The sequence below is a fragment of the Gaetbulibacter sp. S0825 genome (assembly GCF_011777505.1).
Lineage (GTDB): Bacteria > Bacteroidota > Bacteroidia > Flavobacteriales > Flavobacteriaceae > Pontimicrobium.
Genome location: NZ_JAATJT010000002.1, coordinates 172738 through 191101 on the forward strand (window position 1 = coordinate 172738; position 18364 = coordinate 191101).

Here is an 18364-nt window from a genome sequence, read left to right on the forward strand (position 1 = left end):
CAAATCAAAAAAAGTAGTACAATTAGAATTATTTGTAGTTTTTAATCCACTTTCTAGCATTCACAAACGCTTCTAACCATGGTGAAACTTCGTCTTTTCTACCTTCAGGATAGTGAGCCCAATTCCATTGAAATGTTGAACGTTCAATATGTGGCATAGTTATTAAATGACGACCAGTTTTATCACACATCATGGCAGTATTGAAATCTGAACCATTTGGATTGTGAGGATAGTCTTTATAGCCATATTTAGCAACGATATTGTATTTATCTTCAGTATATGGCAAGCTAAATTTGCCTTCTCCATGAGAAATCCAAACACCTAAAGTTGTTCCTGCTAATGTAGAAAGCATCACAGAATTATTCTGTTGTACTTTCACAGAAGTAAATGAACTTTCGTGTTTGTGAGAATTATTATATGTTAGTTTTCCATGAACTTCATGTTCAGGGTTTACTAAATCTAATTCCATCCAAAGCTGTGCACCATTACAGATTCCAACCGATAGTGTATCTTCTCGTTCAAAGAAATTTTTAAGAGCTGTATTAGCTTTTTTATTGTATTTAAAAGCGCCTGCCCAACCTTTTGCTGAGCCTAAAACGTCAGAATTTGAGAAACCTCCAACAGCTCCAATAAACTGGATGTCTTCCAGAGTTTCACGCCCAGAAATCAAATCTGTCATGTGTACGTCCTTCACATCAAAACCAGCTAAATACATCGCATTTGCCATTTCACGTTCTGAGTTACTTCCTTTTTCACGAAGGATAGCTGCCTTAGGTCTTACATTTTCTATAACTGGTAACTTTCCAGTAAAATGTTTTGGGAATGTATACTGTAAAGGCTGATTTTTATAATTGTTAAATCTATCCTCGGCTAAACCATTAGCTGTTTGCTTTTGGTCTAGTAGGAAAGAGGTTTTGTACCAAACATCGCGTAAACGTGACACAGTCATTGTAAATACTTCAGCTTGGTTAATAATACTTAATACATCACTTTCTATTACTTTTCCAATATTATGGAATTCAATATTTGCATCAGATAAAACCGTTTCTACCGAAGCATCTTTAGCTTGAAACACAATTCCTGAATTTTCAGCAAATAACACTTTAAAGGAGTCTTTTTGATTTAATGAAGTTATATCTAATTCTGCACCAAGGTTAGTATCGGCAAAACACATTTCTAGTAGCGTAGTAATCAAACCACCTGAAGCTACATCATGCCCAGCAACAATTTGCTCATCTTTAATTAACTGTTGAATCGTGTTAAAAACTGTTTTTACATAAGAAGCATTGGCAACATTTGGCGCATCATTTCCAATTTTATTTAGAATTTGAGCAAACGAGCTTCCACCTAACTTAAAATCGTCTTGAGATAAATTAATATAGTAAATAGCTCCTGCATTTTTTTGAAAAACAGGCTCTATTACTTTTGTAATATCATTACAATTTGCAGCTGCTGAAATAACGACAGTTCCTGGAGCAATTACTTCTTCATTTGGATATTTTTGTTTCATCGACAAGGAATCCTTACCTGTTGGAACATTAATACCTAAGTCAATGGCGAATTCTGAAATAGCTTGAACTGCTTCGTATAATCGAGCATCTTCACCTTCATTTTTACAAGGCCACATCCAGTTTGCAGATAGAGAAACTGAATTTAATCCACCCTTTAAAGGTGCCCAAATAATATTTGTTAGTGCTTCAGAAATAGAATTTCTACTTCCAGCTGTTGGATTGATTAATCCTGAAATTGGCGAATGACCAATCGATGTTGCAATACCTTCTTTTCCTTTGTAATCTAATGCCATTACACCAACATTATTTAGTGGTAATTGTAATGTTCCTGCACATTGTTGTTTGGCTACTTTACCACCAACACAACGATCTACTTTATTAGTGAGCCAATCTTTACAGGCCACAGCTTCTAACTGTAAAACCTGGTCTAAATACTCATAGAAATTATCAGAATTATACGTAATATCTTTATAGCTTCTCTTCACAGTTTTATCGATCATCACTGTTTTTGGAGAACTCCCAAACATATCTTCAAGTGCCAAATCCATTGGTTTATTACCTTTGGTTTTAGACTCAAAAGTAAACCTATGATCTCCAGTAACATCACCAACGGTATACATTGGTGAACGCTCTCGTTCTGCTATTTTTTGTAATGTTTCTATATGTTTTTCAGAAATCACTAATCCCATACGTTCTTGAGATTCATTTCCAATAATTTCTTTATCAGATAATGTTGGGTCACCAACGGGAAGTTTATCCAAATCAATGTTTCCACCTGTATCTTCTACCAATTCCGATAGACAATTTAAATGTCCACCAGCTCCATGATCGTGAATAGAAACAATGAAGTTTTTGTCACTTTCTACCATACCACGAATAGCGTTTGCTGCACGTTTTTGCATTTCTGGGTTAGAACGTTGTACAGCATTGAGCTCGATTCCTGATTCAAATTCTCCAGTATCTGCAGATGATACAGCAGCACCTCCCATTCCAATGCGGTAATTTTCTCCACCAAGAATGACAATTTTATCGCCTTCTTTAGGTGTGTCTTTTAATGCTTGGTCAATTTTTCCGTAACCAATGCCTCCAGCCTGCATAATGACTTTGTCGAAGCCTAGTTTTCTGACTTCTTCTTCGTGCTCAAAAGTTAGTACTGAACCACAAATAAGCGGTTGACCGAATTTGTTTCCAAAATCTGACGTACCATTTGATGCCTTTATTAAAATATCAATTGGTGTTTGGTATAGCCATTTACGAGCTTCAAATTTTTGTTCCCAAGGTCTGTTCTCTTCTAAGCGAGAATACGATGTCATATAAACTGCTGTTCCTGCTAATGGCAACGAACCTTTTCCTCCAGCAAGTCTATCTCTAATTTCTCCGCCTGAACCTGTTGCGGCACCATTAAAAGGCTCTACTGTTGTCGGGAAGTTATGTGTTTCAGCTTTTAAAGAAATTACAGAGTCAAATTCTTCTGCGGTATAGTAATCTGGAACATCGGCACGTTTAGGTGCAAATTGCTCCACTTTTGGACCTTTTATAAAAGCCACATTATCTTTATATGCCGAAACAATATCATTAGGATGTTGCTTCGATGTTTCTTTTATTAATTTGAAAAGCGATGTTGGTTTTTCTTCACCATCAATCACAAAAGTTCCATTGAATATTTTGTGGCGACAATGCTCGGAATTGACTTGGGAAAATCCAAACACTTCAGAATCGGTTAGTGGTCTGCCAATTTTTTTGCTAACATCATTTAGATATTCAACTTCTTCATCGCTTAGTGCTAATCCTTCTTGCTGATTGTATGCAGCAATATCCTCAATATTAAGAATTGGCTCTGGTTGAATATTTATAGTAAATGATTCTTGATTCAATCCACTGAATTTTTCAGAAATCATTGGGTCATAATCCTTAAAATCTTCGGCAACAGTTTTAAACTCCTCAATCCTGATAATTCCAGTAATTCCCATATTTTGGGTAATTTCAACAGCATTGGTACTCCAAGGTGTTATCATAGCAGCTCTAGGACCAATAAAAAAAGCATCCAATGATGCTTGTTCTAGTTTAGGTTGGTTGCCAAATAACCAAGTTAATTTTGAAGTGGCTTCAGTTGATAATTCTTTTGTTACTTGAACAGCAAATACTTTACTGTTTTGGTTTCCGAAGAAATGAATCATTATACGTTAGTTTATGATGAGTTTTTTAAAATGCAAATTTAATTTTTTTAGTTGTAATTATTTGCTAAAAAGACATCTTAATTTGATAGTTATTCACGAGGTTTTGAACATAAAAAAAGCGACCATTTGAGGTCGCTTTAAAACACAGGCTTTATTGTCTTATGAGTTTTTTTGTGATACTTTGATTGTCACTCGATATTTTCACTAAGTATATACCCTTATTGATATTGGATATATCAACATAAGCACTATTAGGCAAAACTGATTTTGAAATAACCAATTTCCCAAGTATGTCGTAAATCTTGATATCTATAGCTTTATTAGTGTTAAAGTAGATAGCATTATCTTTAACAGGGTTAGGGTAAATGCTAAGTCTTTTTAATTCATTAGTGCCAGTGCTTAACGGAGCATAGCACGTCCAAGATAAATCATCAAAAATTACGCGGTTACTTCCAGTTGAATTACCATCAATAACTACTGAAATATTTCCAGTTACATTAATATTTGGTACTGTAATAGTTTGTTCTGCGTCACTATATGCAATAGTTCCAACCACGTTACCATTAACCTTTAAGTTAAATGTACCACTACTACCACTAAAAACTCTTAATGTTGTTACAGTTAGACTTCCAATGCCTCCGCTAACTGTTGGAGTGGTTAAAGAACCATTTCTAATTGTTATCGCTGTACTACCATTGATATCTTGATCGGTTCTTGCATCAGTTGCAGACCAAGAGCCTCCATTGTCTCCAGTCCAATTTCTATTTGAGTATGAACTAGAACTTGCAGGTATATTAGCAAAAGTTTCATTAATACATTCTGAACTACCAGAACCATTGTTAGTAGTCATCTCACAATCTTGATTACTGAAAGGAGACATGTTATTAGCAGCGTCTTTAGCCTTTACAGTAAAGCAATAATTAGTATTTGCTGATAAGTTTGTTGCAGTAAAAGAGGTGTTAGCTGTATTAAAAGTATTTACACCATCTACATATATATCGTACGAAGTTACAGCGACATTATCAGTAGATGCAGTCCAATTTAAATCAACTGTGTTATCTGTAGGGTTTGAAGCTACTAAGTTTGTTGGCGCAGTAGGTGCTTGAGTATCAGCAGTAGGATTCCAAATCATATTTACAAATTCTGGATGATTTACAAACGGATTTGCATTTCCTTGAAAATTGTAAGCAGCGTTATTTCTATCAATTTCTGCTTGAACAACAGGATCGTTAGCATGCCAATCAAGAAGTAAATCAATATACCAGTCTTCATAAAATTGATCACTAGTTCCATTAAGAGGGTTGTTATTATCTGTATGTGGATCCCATCCAGAGTCGTTCCAGTTATTTTCATAACGAACAGCAAAATATAGTAGTGCTCTTGCAATATCACCTTTAAACTCATCTATCGGTTCAAAAACAGTACCTGAATAGCTGCCAAAAGTATTTGGGCCAATTTTAGAACCATTATTAGATGTCCAGGTTGGGCTACTTACTTCTCCAAACTGATAGTTACTTCTTCGATTGTTAACATATCCATCACTCGGTATTACATGATGCACATCTGATCTCATCGGATAATTTTGATCAAAAAAGCCCTGAGGAAACAAATGTTCTCTATTATAGCAGTCATTTTCAGAATCGTAAGAACCACATTGTCTATTACCATGCGTGTAGAAATAAGAATCGTTTCCAGATGGATTTTCTGAATAAAAATCTAATACAGAATCGTCATTCTCATAATAATCGTCATTATGTGTTGTTTGGTATGCAGTGTAAAGTGCTCCATAGCCTTGATCTACATGACCAGTAGAAACAATATTATATAATTGAGTTTTTAACGTGTAGCCAGTTCCAGTTGCTGTATCGTAATAATTTGAAGGAATTTGAGCTTGTACTAAGGCAGTAATAAATAAAAAGTATAGGTAAATGTGCTTCATAAATATTATTATTTTCTTTCTAACAATGCCATATAGAATCCATCATAACCAGATTCGTGAGCAAATACATTGTTGTCTTTTACAAATTTAAAATCTTTTCCTGACTCTGAGGCTAAAAATTCGTCAACCTGATTTCTATTTTCAGATGGCAAAACAGAACATGTTGCATATACCATTTTACCTCCTGATTTCAGCATTCTAGAATATTGTTGTAATATTTCTTGTTGAGTTTTCTTAATATTATCAATAAATTCAGGCTCTAATTTCCATTTGGCATCAGGGTTTCTGCGTAAAACTCCTAAACCAGAACAAGGAGCGTCAATTAAAATTCTATCGGCTTTATCGTAAAGTTTTTTAATTGGTTTGGTAGAGTCAATTACTTTCATTTCAATATTATGAACACCGTTTCTTCTAGCTCTAATTTTAAGTTTTTTCAATTTACTTTCGTAAATATCCATAGCAATTATTTGCCCTTTATTTTCCATTAAAGAGGCTAAATGAAGCGTTTTTCCTCCAGCTCCAGCACAGGTATCAACAACTTTCATACCTGGTTTTACATCTAGAAAATCAGCCACTAATTGAGAGGAAGCGTCTTGAACCTCAAACCAGCCATTTTTAAATGCCTCTGTCTTAAAAACATTAGCGCGTTCAACCAATTTTAATGCTGAAGGATGATTCGGTAAGAACTCGGTTTCAATATCTTCAGATTGTAATTTAAGCTGTAAATCTTTTTTATTGGTTTTAAGTGTGTTAACACGCAAAATAACATCGGCTTGTAAGTTTTGTGCTGCAAGCTCTTTGGTCCATTTGGTTTCTCCAAGTTCTTTAACTCCAAGTTCGTCTATCCAATCTGGAACAGATTCTCTAAACTTTCTAATTTTTGATAGTTCATCAAAACGTCCTTTAATTTTACGAGTTGGTGTATTTTCAAAGTATTTCCAATCTGGAAGTTTTATTCCTTTGAGGGTAACCCAAACAGCAAATAAACGCCATGCATCATCACGACTAAAAGGTTCTTTTATATTTGCAATTTCGGCATACAAGCGTTTCCAACGAACAATTTCATACGTAGTTTCTGCTACAAAACCGCGGTCGCGACTTCCCCAACGTTTGTCACGCTTTAAAAGCTGTTGGATTACCTTATCGGCATATTGACCTTCATTGAATATTTGTATGAGCCCATCAATAACGGCAAAACATAAATTTCTGTGTAAACGCATCTCAATAATTTAAGCAAGCAAAGGTAGTTTAAAAAGTTTATTTGTTAAATGGTTTGTATGTTTATTCAAGGAGTTTTCTATTTTTATAAAAACTTTTTAAAAATGAAACAAATAATTATTGCATTTCTGTTAATCTCTTTGTTTTCTTGTAAAACTGAAGAAAAATTTACTCCGAGAGATTTTAACTCCGTAGAAGTTGAACCTATTTTGGAAGATTCTCTTTTAAGTATTCGTGCTATTGATATTTTGGACGATAATGGGTTGGCATTTGCAGCAAACAATAATTCGTTTGGATTATATGACCCAGCTAAAAAAACTTGGAATATTTCAAAACAAAAACAAGACACTCTCAAGTTTAGTTTTAGATCAGTAGCTCATACAACTACTGACTTTTTTATGTTAACAGTTGCTAATCCTGCATTATTATATAAAACTACAAGTTCTGGAATGGTACTGGTTTATAAAGAAGAACATGAAAACGTGTTTTACGATGCTATGAAGTTTTGGAATGATAATGAAGGTATCGCTATTGGTGATAGTATAGATGGTTGTTTATCTATAATCATTACACGAGATAGAGGGAATACCTGGACAAAATTACCTTGTGATCAGTTACCTCCAGCAGTCGAAGGTGAAGGCGCATTTGCCGCTAGTAATACAAATATTGCCATTATAGGAGATAAAACTTGGGTTGCTACTACTGCAGGTCGAATTTATTATTCTGAAGATAAAGGAGAAACTTGGGAAGTAACAAATACGCCAATAATTAGTAAAAAAGAAACTGAGGGTATTTATTCTATAGATTTTTATGACGAGCTAAATGGTTTTGCAATTGGAGGAGATTATACGAAGCCAGACGGAAATAAAGCCAATAAAATAAAAACTGAAGATGGTGGAAAAACTTGGCAATTTGCAGCCGATGGACAAACACCAAATTACAGAAGTTGTGTGCAATACATACCAAATAGAAATGGTCAAGAGTTGGTTGCTGTTGGTTTTAAAGGTATAGATTATAGTAATGATGGTGGTAATACTTGGAAAACTATTAGCAATGAAGGTTTTTTTACAATAAGGTTTATTGACGAAACAACAGCTTATGCTGCTGGTAGTGGACGTATTAGTAAGCTCACATTAAAATAAAAAAAAGAGAAGTATTAGCTTCTCTTTTTTATTAAGGTTTTTTGTTTTTCATACGTTGTTCGCGCCTTTGCCTATATGTTTCCATAAGCTTTCTATTAAAGGCGTCTTCAGCAATTTTTAATTTAATAATTTTTTGAGGTGAAATAACGTTACCAAGATCTTTAATTAATTGCTGTTTGGCATTGTGCATTTTTTCTTCAACTGCCATGAATTTAACTAAAATATCTTGAGCTTCTTTTTCTGTAAGATTCTCTTTTTTCATAACAGATCTAATTTTATAAAGATCTGATCTACGTATTTGATTTGTCCTTTCCTCAAAAGCATTGTATACTGGCCAAAATTTTTGAGCTTCATTTGAAGTTAAATCTAACTTATCGGTAATAAAGGCTACTTTCTGTGCTTTAATTTTTTCTTGCATCTCTTTTCTATCTCTTTGAGCATAGCTTGAGAAGCAAATAATTAATAGCAATAAGGGAGTTATTATTTTTTTCATTTTTTTTGTTATTGGTCAATGAAATCTTCTAAATTGACATTTTCAAATAAATAATCTTCAAGAGAATCATCATTAAAAGTTTCATCAAATAGTTCTATGTCTAAATTTACTTCGCTATCGTCAGTTAATAACGATGCGATTTCGTAAGTATTTATTCCTTGATCAATAATATAATTTTCTACCAATTCAGCATCAATGGTGTCTAGTGTTGTATCTGAACTATTCCAGAATACATTAAACATTATGAGCACTGCAGCAGCTACACCCGAAATATACATTAAGGTTTGTTTGTTGAACAAGGAAACAACTTTAGGTTTTTTATCGTCTTTAATTTTGGTTAAAATAACATTTTCTAAAGAATCAAAATATCCATCAGGAGCTTTAAAACCTGAGTTGCCTTCGTTTTGAAGCGCTTCGTCTAGTTTAATAGTATCCATAATAGTGTCTTCCAAATTCTGGAAATAATCTTTTGGAACTTTAAAGCCCGTGTTTTTTATGTTATTTAATTTTTGCTTCATGTTATTAGTTAGACTCAAATTACATTAAAAGGTTTAATTACCTGTTAAATATGCTTCAATTTTTTTTACAGCAATATGGTACGACGCTTTTAATGCACCTTCGCTAGTTTCTAAAATATCAGACATATCTTTATATTTTAAATCGTCAAAGTATTTCATATTGAATACTATTTGCTGTTTTTGTGGCAATGTTGCAATTGCTTTTTGAAGCTTTAATTGAATATCGTTACCATCAAAATACACATCTGAGGTTAAATTATTAACCGCTTGGTTTTGCACATCTTCATTACTAGTCTGTAAACGCTTCGCATTTTTGTTAAGATGTGTAATAGCTTCATTTGTTGCTATACGATACATCCAAGAAAATAATTTACTATCTCCTTTAAACTTATCGATGCTTCTAAACACTTTAATAAAAGTATTTTGTAGCACATCGTCAGCATCATCATGAGAGATTACTATTTTACGTATATGCCAATAGAGACGTTCTTTATTGAGCGTTATTAACTCTCTAAAGGCCTTTTCTCTAGTAGGTGGTGACTTGAGTTGTGATAATAAAAGTTCCTCGTTATTCAAAAAAACTGTTTTGTATTTAGACTCATCAATTTATAAAAAGTTTAATGACTTTGTATTTAAATTTTTTCTTCATTTTATACAACCTGTTAACTATTTAATAAACAAGCGTTTGTCATTAAAAACATCGATTAAGTGTAAAATAATATCGATAAAATGCATTTTTTTCTTGGTCAGTACTAAAATAAGTTATATGTTTACATCGTCTTAACCTACTAAGTATTACCATTTCCCCCAAGATTGGTAATAAAGAGAAAAGGATGTTACCCAAATTACATCCTTTTCTTGTTTTTATAACTTTCTTAAATCTTAATCTATTGAAAAGATTGCATTGCAATTAAATTGCTATAAACACCTTTTGTGTCTAGTAGTTCTTGATGTTTTCCTTGCTCAACAATTTCGCCTTTTTGCATAACAACTATTTCATCTGCATTTTGAATGGTTGATAAACGATGAGCAATAACGATAGAAGTTCTATTTTTCATCATATTCTCTAGAGCTACTTGTACTAAACGTTCGCTTTCTGTATCTAATGCCGAGGTAGCTTCATCTAGAATCATAATTGGAGGATTCTTTAAAACTGCTCTTGCTATACTTAATCGTTGTTTTTGGCCACCAGATAACTTATTTCCTGAGTCTCCAATATTAGTATTAATACTTTCGGGAAGGTCTTTAACAAACTCCCAAGCATTAGCAACTTTTAAAGCCTCAATGACTTGTTCGTCGGTAGCATTTTCATCACCTAAAAGAATGTTGTTTTTAACCGAATCATTAAACAAAATAGAATCTTGAGTTACAAGGCCAATGAGATTCCTTAGCGAATGCTTTGTAAAATCTCTAATATCTGTCCCATCAACGGTTATTTTTCCATCGGTAACATCATAAAATCGTGTCACAAGATTTGCAATAGTGCTTTTTCCACTTCCAGATTGTCCAACTAAGGCGACAGTTTTTCCTTTTGGAACATTGATAGAGAAATTTCTTAAAACTAAGTCATCTTCATATTTAAAGGAAACATTTTCAAGTTTTATACTATTTGTAAAATTCTCTTTTAGAATAGCGTTTGGTTTGTCTTTTAATATGGACTCAGTATTTAAAATTTCTAACACACGCTCAGCAGCTGCATTCCCTTTTTTAACTTTGTAACTCGCTTTACTTATAGCTTTTGCTGGAGTAAGAATATTATAAGCAAGTCCCATGTAGACTAAGAATAATCCTGGGTCTAAAGATTTATCGGTCAATACCATTTGACCTCCATACCAAAGTAATACTGCAATAACTGCTATGCCTAAAAATTCGCTTGTTGGTCCAGCTAAATTTTGTCTATTTAAAAGCGAATTAGAAAATTTATAAAAGCGATTTGTTGATTCTTTAAACTTATTGCCAAATATTTTTTCGCCATTAAAGCCCTTGATGACTTTCAATCCTGAAAGTGTTTCATCTACAATCGATAAAAAGAACCCTTGTTCTTTTTGAACTTTATTAGATTTTCTTTTTAAGGATTTACCAACTAGTGAAATTAGAAAACCAGATACTGGAATAAAAATAAACACAAAAATGGTAAGTTTTGAACTTATTAGAAACATCGATATTATTGTAAAGAGAATCATTAAAGGCTCTCTTACAATGAGTTCTAGAATAGACAAAAATGAATGTTGAATTTCTAACACATCAGTTGAAATTCTAGACATAGTATCTCCTTTTCGTTTTTCAGAATAAAATGAAATTGGCAAAGATGTTATTTTATCATAAAGTTCGTTTCTCATGTCCTTTAACACCCCATTTCTTAAAAATGTAATAAAATACATTGCTAAATAGCTAAAAATGTTTTTGAGTAAAAAAGTACTTACGACCAATAAAACCATAAATATTAGCACATCTTCATTTCCAGCTGCTTTTTTTTGTGTGACAAAATAATTGAGATAACTTTCTCCGTAAGAAGTAATTTCCCCAAATCCTTCCCAAACAGGTTCCTTCTCTAAAGGTTTTGTATCTCCAAAAAGGACTTTAAGCATGGGAAACAACGATATCATCGACAAAGTCCCAAACAAAGCATAAAATACATTTGAAATAATGTTTAAAACTGCATAAACTTTATACGGTTTTGCAAATCGTAGTATTTGCTTAAAATAGTTCATTAATTGAGTTTCATATCTTTTATAACAGCATCAATCTTAGTTTCCAAAAGTTGTTCCGTTGATTTAAATGCTGTCATATTGTCTAATGTTGTATTTACACTAATATAGTATTTAATTTTTGGTTCGGTACCACTTGGCCTTAGAGCTATTTTGCTACCATCTTCAGTATAATAAATAAGCACATTAGACTTTGGTACATTAATTACAGTTTCTTTTCCTGTAACTATGTTTTTGGAAATAGATAATTGATAATCTTCAATCTTTACAACATCACTTCCATTTACTTGCTTTAATGGGTTTTTCCTAGCATTAATCATCATTTGTTTAATTTCTTCGGCACCTTCAATGCCTTTTTTTGTTATTGAAATTAAACGCTCTTTGTAAAATCCGTGAGTTATATACAGGTTAATGAGTTCTTTAAAGAACGAACTACCTTTTGCTTTTGCCTGTGCTGCAATTTCACACGCTAAAAGAGTAGAGGTAACAGCATCTTTATCTCTTACAAAATCGCCAACCATAAAGCCAAAACTCTCTTCGCCACCTCCAATAAAATTAAGTTCATGAAAATCTTTAATCATTTTTGCAATCCACTTAAAACCTGTAAGCCCAATTTTGCATTCTACATTATAATGTGATGCTAAATTCTCCATCATTGGAGTGGAAACTATAGTAGAGCCAATAAATTCTTTTCCTTGAATTTTATTTTCGTTTTTCCATTGTTTTAATAAAAATTCGGTCATGACAACCATGGTTTGATTCCCATTTAGCAGTTTCATATTACCATCCAAATCTCTTACAGCTATACCAACTCTATCACTGTCAGGGTCGGTTCCAATTACAATATCACCATTTACTTTTTCGGCTAAATCCAATGCCATTTTTAAGGCTGCTGGCTCTTCTGGATTAGGCGAATCTACTGTTGGAAAATCACCATTAGGCACTTCTTGCTCTTTTACTATATGAACATTTGCATAACCTGCTCTTTTCAAAGTTTCAGGAATAATGGTAATAGATGTTCCGTGTAATGATGTGAACACGACACTTAAGTTTTTTCTAGCTGAATCACTAGTGTCAAAACTGCCATTTTTTATAGAAGCATTAATAAAAACTTCGTCAATATCCTTCCCAATATATTGAATGAGGGATTCTTTTGAATTGAAATTAATTTCAGAATAATCTAAGGCATTTATTTCTTTTATAATGTTTGCGTCTTGTGGAGGGACTATTTGCCCACCATCTTGCCAATAGACCTTATAACCATTGTACTCTGGAGGATTGTGAGATGCTGTTAATACAATACCACAATGGCAGCCTAAATGTTTTAGTGCAAAGGAAAGCTGAGGTGTAGGACGTAAATCTTCAAATAAATATACTTTGATATTGTTTGCCGAAAATACATCGGCTACAATTTTTGCAAACGCCTTACTGTTGTGTCTGCAATCGTACGCAATAGCAACTTTTAATTGCTCATTTGGAAACGATTGTTGTAGATAATTACTTAAACCTTGCGTATTTTTACCAATAGTATATTTGTTCATTCGGTTGGTGCCAACTCCCATGACGCCGCGCATTCCGCCAGTGCCGAATTCTAAATTTTTATAAAAACTTTCTTTTAGTTGTTTTGGGTTTGAAGCAATTAATTCCTTTATTTTATTTTGTGTATCTGTATCAAAAGTTGGCGTTAACCACGCATTTACTTTTTCTAGAATTTGAGGTTCTATGTGAATCATTAATTAAAATTTATATGCAAAAATAGCGAATTAACTAAGGTAATGTTGTTGATGAAACATTACAACTTACAAATTCATTTTTTTATCAATTTTGTAGCGCTCTTTATCGTCTTTATTACGTAAAATAATTTCGCCTAAAAATCCAGCAACAAAAAATTGCGTCCCAATAATCATAGTTACTAAAGCGATGTAAAATTGAGGTCTTTGAGTTATTAATCGTCCTGTAGGATTAATAAAAAGCTTATCAATACCTAAATAGATAGCAAAACAAAAACCTATAAAAAACATGAGGGCACCAAGAGCACCAAAAAAGTGCATTGGTCGTTTCCCAAATTTGGATAAAAACCAAATGCTTATCAAATCTAAAAATCCATTAATAAATCGTTCCATACCAAATTTTGTTTTTCCGTATTTACGTGCTTGATGTTGTACCACTTTTTCGCCTATGTTACTAAACCCTTCATTTTTAGCTAATACGGGAATATAGCGATGCATTTCGCCATAAACATTGATGTTTTTTACAACCTCTTTATTGTAAGCCTTTAAACCACAATTAAAGTCATTTAGTTTAACACCTGAAGTTTTTCTGGCAGCCCAGTTAAAAAGTTTTGAAGGAATGTTTTTTGAAATTACCGAGTCGTAACGTTTCTTTTTCCAACCAGAAACCAAGTCGTAACCCTTATCAGTAATCATTTTGTATAGTTCTGGGATTTCTTCAGGGTTGTCCTGTAAATCGGCATCCATAGTAATAACTACATCACCTTTTGTTTCTAAGAAACCAGCATGAAGTGCTTGAGACTTCCCATAATTTTTAAAAAAACGAATACCTTTTACAGCATTGTTTTTTTGTGAAAGCATTTCAATAGTTTCCCAGGACCCATCAGTACTACCATCGTCAATAAAAATAATCTCATACGAAAAATGATTGGATTGCATAACGTTTGCAATCCAATCATGTAATTCGTTTAATGAGTCTTTCTCGTTAAGTAGTGGAATAACTACTGATATGTCCATTTTTAAGTAATTTCTATATTCTTTGTCAAAAGTAAAGAAATTATTTAAGCATCAGGGTCAGATTTTTTCATAATTAAGGCTACTATTAGTCCTATAATTGCTTGAAATAAGAATCCCCAAGCCAAAGACTTAAGTGTGTTAACTATACTAAACTGGTTTTGACTTTCAATTTTTTCGACAGCTTCAGCTATGGCTTCAGCTGGTGCACCAAAACCTTCCATCATATTAATTGTTGATTCGACAGTAAGTTGCTGAATTTGTTTTGCAGCTTCTGGGTCTATATAGTTGAAGAGAATCATACTTACTATTGAGCTAATTCCTATTCCAATTGCAACAGTGATGAAGTAAGATGAAAAAGCTTCTTTAAATGATAAAAAACCACCATTCAAACTTTTTGATTTTGCAGTAGAAACAACTCCAAAAGCAATAATTGCTAGTAATAAAAATATCCCTAGCCACATATTTGCCATTAAATTAATGTCAACAAACCAAATGGCTATAGTTATCAAAGATAAAGCACCACCTAAATAGAGACCATAATTTATTGCACTAGATTTAATCGATTTTTCCATAAATGTTATTTTTAGTTAATTTAATAGTTAGTATATGTTTGTTCTAAAATGTTACAATAAATATAGACGAATAAAAAAATAAATAATATGTTGTTGTTTTATGAAAAATTCTTAAATTTGCAGCTCGAAAAAAGAAACGATTTTTAAAGTTTAAGTGATGAAAAAAGGTATACATCCAGAAAATTATAGATTAGTAGCGTTTAAAGACATGTCTAACGACGATGTTTTTTTAACAAAATCTACAGCTGATACTAGTGAAACAATAGAGGTTGATGGTGTTGAGTATCCATTGGTAAAAATGGAAATCTCAAGAACGTCTCATCCATATTATACAGGTAAGTCTAAATTAGTTGATACTGCTGGACGTATCGATAAGTTCAAGAACAAATACGCGAAATTCAAGAAGTAATTTCTACGACTATAATATTTAAAGCCTTTCAATTATTGAAAGGCTTTTTTATTTGGTATTAATTTTAAAATGTAACTTTGAGTTCTAAATATAGAAAACTATACAATGAACTACATTCTTTTTGATGGTCCATCACGCAACAAATTATTACCATTCACTTATACGCGACCTGTAGCAGACATAAGAATTGGTATTTTAACCATTCGTGAAAAATGGGAGAAGTATCTAGGTTATACTACTTCTACAGTTACTGAGGAATACTTAACAGAAAAATTCCCAATGGTTGAATTAGAAGAGAATGTTATGGTTAACGCTTCCTATTTACCTAATGCTGAACTTGTAGAGCTAATTAAGTCCTTAAGTGAAAAGCAGGCAATATTTAAAGGTGAAGACGTAATTGCATTTCACACGCAAGCTGAACAAGAAGAAGTGAATTTTGATGAATACGAAGCTATTGAGTTTGAAAGGGAGATTTTATGTATAGAAAATACTTGGGATATTTTTTCGAAGAATGGCGAAGCTATTCGTCAAGATTTTGAATTATTGACTAACGGAAGACAATCACAACCTATCCCAAAAAGCGTGAATGTTATTCACGCTGAAAATATTTTTATTGAAGAAGGTGCAAAGCTCGAATTTGTAACATTAAATGCGAGTTCTGGTCCAATTTATATTGGCGAAAATGCCGAAATTATGGAAGGTAGTATTATTCGTGGTCCTTTTGCTTTATGTGAACATGCTATAGTAAAATTGGGAGCAAAAATTTATGGGCCAACGACTGTTGGACCCCATAGCAGAGTAGGAGGCGAAGTGAATAACTCGGTGCTATTTGGTTATTCCAATAAAGGTCATGATGGGTTTTTAGGAAACTCTGTCCTAGGAGAATGGTGTAATTTGGGAGCAGACACAAATAATTCTAACCTAAAAAATAATTATGCCGAAGTAAGACTTTGGGATTATGAAACCGAAGGATTTGCTAGAACTGGATTACAATTTTGTGGACTCATGATGGGAGATCATAGTAAATGTGGTATTAATACCATGTTTAATACAGGGACCGTTGTTGGTGTAAGCGCTAACATATTTGGAAGTGGTTTTCCTAGAAACTTTGTACCAAGTTTTAGTTGGGGAGGTAATAGTGGTTTTACTACTTACTTAACCAAAAAAGCTTTTGAGGTAGCAAAGGTAGTCATGAGTAGGAGAAACGTTGAGTTTACCCAGCAAGATGCCAAGATTTTAGAGCATATTTTCGAAGACACTAAAAGGTTTAGAAGAGAATAGTTAATTCTTTTTCACTCTTTTTACATCTAACAAGTTAATAGGGTTAATGCCCAAACCAGTTACTTCTTTTCTAGTAAAGCGTACAACTTCATCATAAAACATATTTACTACAGGTGTTTTATCCATAACCAAAGAATCCATTTTCGCATATAAAATCTCACGTTTTTTAGTGTCAGTTTCAGTAAATGCTTGTTCATACCATTCATCAAATTGAGCATCTTTAAAATGTGTGTAATTAGGACCATTGGGCGCAAAATTCTTGCTATAATATAAAGACAGATAGTTTTCGGCATCAGGATAATCGGCAATCCAACTGGCTCTAAACATATCTAATTTCCCATTTGCTTTTGCTTCTTTAAGAGTTGAAGGCGGAATAACATCCACATTAACCATAAGTCCGTGCTTTTGTAATTCACGTTGTATATATTCACAAAAGCTTAAATAATTACTTGTGGTTGTTATTGTAATTTCAGGATTTTGATTTCCAGTTTCTTCAATATATTGTGCGATTAATGCTTTGGCTTTTTCTGGTTGATATGTAAAACCAACTTTACTGTTAAAACCCGGTAGCCCTTTGGGAATAAAACCTCCATTAGCAGGAATTCCAATGCCATTACGCAAATAAGTCATCATTTTTTTTCTGTCAAAACCATAATTTACAGCTTTTCTTAATAGGTCTGATTGAACCTCAGGAACATTTGAATCCATAAAAAATGCTAGGTATTCTGTATTCAAATAAGGTCCTCGAATCATGTTTACATCATCTGCATAAAATTCACGTAATTCTCCCTTTGCAGTTAATATTTCGTCCTTATAAGATGCATCCAATCCAGAGACAAAGTCAATATTTCCTTGAGCAAATTGCAAAAATTCACTTTGTTTGTCTGGTAAAAAGGTAATCGCTATCGCTTCTAAATAAGGCAATGAGTTTCCTTGAGCGTCTTTTTCAAAATAATTATGGTTCTTTCTAAAAACCAACTTTAAATTTTCTTCCCAACGTTTAAATTTAAAAGGTCCAGTGCCGATAGGATTAGATCTAAAATCGCTGCCATAATGTTCTACAATCTCTTTTGGAACTACAGAGCAATACTTCATGGTTAACAACCCTAAAAACGCTGGAAAAGGTTGATTTAATTGGATGTTAAATGTACTGTCGTTCACTGCTTTAAAAGTTTCTACCTTTCCTAAAACCCAACTTCCTGGAGAAGCTACTTGTTTGTCATTTAATCGATTAAAACTGTACTCAAAGTCTTTTGCAGTAACAGTTCTAGTAGAATCACTTCCAAATAAAGAATGCTTATGAAAATATACATCATTTCTTAAAGTAAATGTATAAGATAATGCGTCTTGAGAAATATGCCATGTTTTGGCAATACTTGGTTGAACGATTAAACTATCATCCATTTGCACCAAACCATTAAATAATTGGTTTGCTGCCCAAATATCAGATAAATCTTTTGCAAATGCAGGGTCTAAGGATCCAATATTTTTGTGTTCATTGTACCTAAAAACTTGAGAATCGTTATTAGATTTATTTTTGGATGTGCAAGAGCAAAATACAATAGTGATACAAAAAAGCAATGTATATGCTTTAAAGTATTCTGAGGTGAGGGCAATTGGTTTTATCATTTGGCTTATAAATTGTAAAT

14 protein-coding genes are annotated in these 18364 nt (G+C 32.9%); 3 read left to right on the forward strand and 11 right to left on the reverse strand.

Going from position 1 to position 18364, the window contains the following annotated elements:
• Positions 1-28: 28 nt before the first annotated feature.
• From purL to HB672_RS08355, 3 genes are all read right to left on the reverse strand, one after another.
• A complete protein-coding gene (purL, locus tag HB672_RS08345; RefSeq protein WP_167610871.1) occupies positions 29-3688 on the reverse strand; it encodes a phosphoribosylformylglycinamidine synthase in 3660 nt (1219 codons plus the stop codon).
• A gap of 151 nt (positions 3689-3839) precedes the next feature.
• On the reverse strand, positions 3840-5627 hold the full coding sequence (locus tag HB672_RS08350) for an endonuclease (RefSeq protein WP_167610874.1): 1788 nt from the start codon (positions 5625-5627) through the stop codon (positions 3840-3842).
• Positions 5628-5635: 8 nt separating this feature from the next.
• Entirely contained in the window at positions 5636-6847 is a 1212-nt protein-coding gene (locus tag HB672_RS08355) for a methyltransferase domain-containing protein (RefSeq protein ID WP_167610877.1), read from the reverse strand.
• 102 nt (positions 6848-6949) lie between these two features.
• Between HB672_RS08355 and HB672_RS08360 the strand changes: the two genes are divergently transcribed.
• On the forward strand, positions 6950-7987 hold the full coding sequence (locus tag HB672_RS08360) for an oxidoreductase (RefSeq protein ID WP_167610880.1): 1038 nt from the start codon (positions 6950-6952) through the stop codon (positions 7985-7987).
• A gap of 31 nt (positions 7988-8018) precedes the next feature.
• Here HB672_RS08360 and HB672_RS08365 read toward each other — a convergent pair whose 3' ends face one another.
• From HB672_RS08365 to HB672_RS08395, 7 genes are all read right to left on the reverse strand, one after another.
• Entirely contained in the window at positions 8019-8480 is a 462-nt protein-coding gene (locus tag HB672_RS08365) for a sensor of ECF-type sigma factor (RefSeq protein WP_167610883.1), read from the reverse strand.
• Between the two features lie 8 nt (positions 8481-8488).
• Positions 8489-8998 carry a hypothetical protein gene (locus HB672_RS08370; RefSeq protein WP_167610886.1) on the reverse strand — a complete coding sequence of 170 codons (510 nt, stop codon included), beginning with the start codon at positions 8996-8998 and terminating at the stop codon, positions 8489-8491.
• 33 nt (positions 8999-9031) lie between these two features.
• Positions 9032-9574 carry an RNA polymerase sigma factor gene (locus tag HB672_RS08375; RefSeq protein WP_167610889.1) on the reverse strand — a complete coding sequence of 181 codons (543 nt, stop codon included), beginning with the start codon at positions 9572-9574 and terminating at the stop codon, positions 9032-9034.
• 311 nt (positions 9575-9885) lie between these two features.
• Positions 9886-11709, reverse strand: coding sequence for an ABC transporter ATP-binding protein (locus HB672_RS08380; RefSeq protein ID WP_167610892.1), 1824 nt, complete (start codon positions 11707-11709; stop codon positions 9886-9888).
• Positions 11709-13439: a phospho-sugar mutase gene (locus tag HB672_RS08385; RefSeq protein ID WP_208864198.1), complete on the reverse strand. Its 1731-nt coding sequence runs from the start codon at positions 13437-13439 to the stop codon at positions 11709-11711. The genes HB672_RS08380 and HB672_RS08385 overlap by 1 nt, the downstream gene beginning before the upstream one ends.
• A gap of 66 nt (positions 13440-13505) precedes the next feature.
• Complete coding sequence (locus HB672_RS08390) at positions 13506-14453, reverse strand: glycosyltransferase family 2 protein (protein WP_167610896.1); 948 nt, start codon at positions 14451-14453, stop codon at positions 13506-13508.
• A gap of 44 nt (positions 14454-14497) precedes the next feature.
• Positions 14498-15025, reverse strand: coding sequence for a DUF4199 domain-containing protein (locus tag HB672_RS08395; RefSeq protein ID WP_167610899.1), 528 nt, complete (start codon positions 15023-15025; stop codon positions 14498-14500).
• Positions 15026-15182: 157 nt separating this feature from the next.
• On the opposite strand from HB672_RS08395, the gene HB672_RS08400 reads away from it, so the two are divergent.
• Complete coding sequence (locus HB672_RS08400; RefSeq protein ID WP_167610902.1) at positions 15183-15434, forward strand: type B 50S ribosomal protein L31; 252 nt, start codon at positions 15183-15185, stop codon at positions 15432-15434.
• A gap of 105 nt (positions 15435-15539) precedes the next feature.
• A complete protein-coding gene (locus tag HB672_RS08405) occupies positions 15540-16715 on the forward strand; it encodes a GlmU family protein (RefSeq protein ID WP_167610905.1) in 1176 nt (391 codons plus the stop codon).
• On the opposite strand, the gene HB672_RS08410 is transcribed toward HB672_RS08405, so the two are convergent.
• Positions 16716-18344 carry an ABC transporter substrate-binding protein gene (locus HB672_RS08410; RefSeq protein ID WP_167610908.1) on the reverse strand — a complete coding sequence of 543 codons (1629 nt, stop codon included), beginning with the start codon at positions 18342-18344 and terminating at the stop codon, positions 16716-16718.
• Positions 18345-18364 lie beyond the last annotated feature (20 nt).

Bases quoted from the DNA above. Each gene is read 5' to 3' on its own strand.
- purL (WP_167610871.1), bottom strand. From the start codon at position 3,688: ATGATTCATTTCTTCGGAAACCAAAACAGTAAAGTATTTGCTGTTCAA.
- HB672_RS08350 (WP_167610874.1), bottom strand. From the start codon at position 5,627: ATGAAGCACATTTACCTATACTTTTTATTTATTACTGCCTTAGTACAA.
- HB672_RS08355 (WP_167610877.1), bottom strand. From the start codon at position 6,847: ATGCGTTTACACAGAAATTTATGTTTTGCCGTTATTGATGGGCTCATA.
- HB672_RS08360 (WP_167610880.1), top strand. From the start codon at position 6,950: ATGAAACAAATAATTATTGCATTTCTGTTAATCTCTTTGTTTTCTTGT.
- HB672_RS08365 (WP_167610883.1), bottom strand. From the start codon at position 8,480: ATGAAAAAAATAATAACTCCCTTATTGCTATTAATTATTTGCTTCTCA.
- HB672_RS08370 (WP_167610886.1), bottom strand. From the start codon at position 8,998: ATGAAGCAAAAATTAAATAACATAAAAAACACGGGCTTTAAAGTTCCA.
- HB672_RS08380 (WP_167610892.1), bottom strand. From the start codon at position 11,709: ATGAACTATTTTAAGCAAATACTACGATTTGCAAAACCGTATAAAGTT.
- HB672_RS08385 (WP_208864198.1), bottom strand. From the start codon at position 13,439: ATGATTCACATAGAACCTCAAATTCTAGAAAAAGTAAATGCGTGGTTA.
- HB672_RS08390 (WP_167610896.1), bottom strand. From the start codon at position 14,453: ATGGACATATCAGTAGTTATTCCACTACTTAACGAGAAAGACTCATTA.
- HB672_RS08395 (WP_167610899.1), bottom strand. From the start codon at position 15,025: ATGGAAAAATCGATTAAATCTAGTGCAATAAATTATGGTCTCTATTTA.
- HB672_RS08400 (WP_167610902.1), top strand. From the start codon at position 15,183: ATGAAAAAAGGTATACATCCAGAAAATTATAGATTAGTAGCGTTTAAA.
- HB672_RS08405 (WP_167610905.1), top strand. From the start codon at position 15,540: ATGAACTACATTCTTTTTGATGGTCCATCACGCAACAAATTATTACCA.
- HB672_RS08410 (WP_167610908.1), bottom strand. From the start codon at position 18,344: ATGATAAAACCAATTGCCCTCACCTCAGAATACTTTAAAGCATATACA.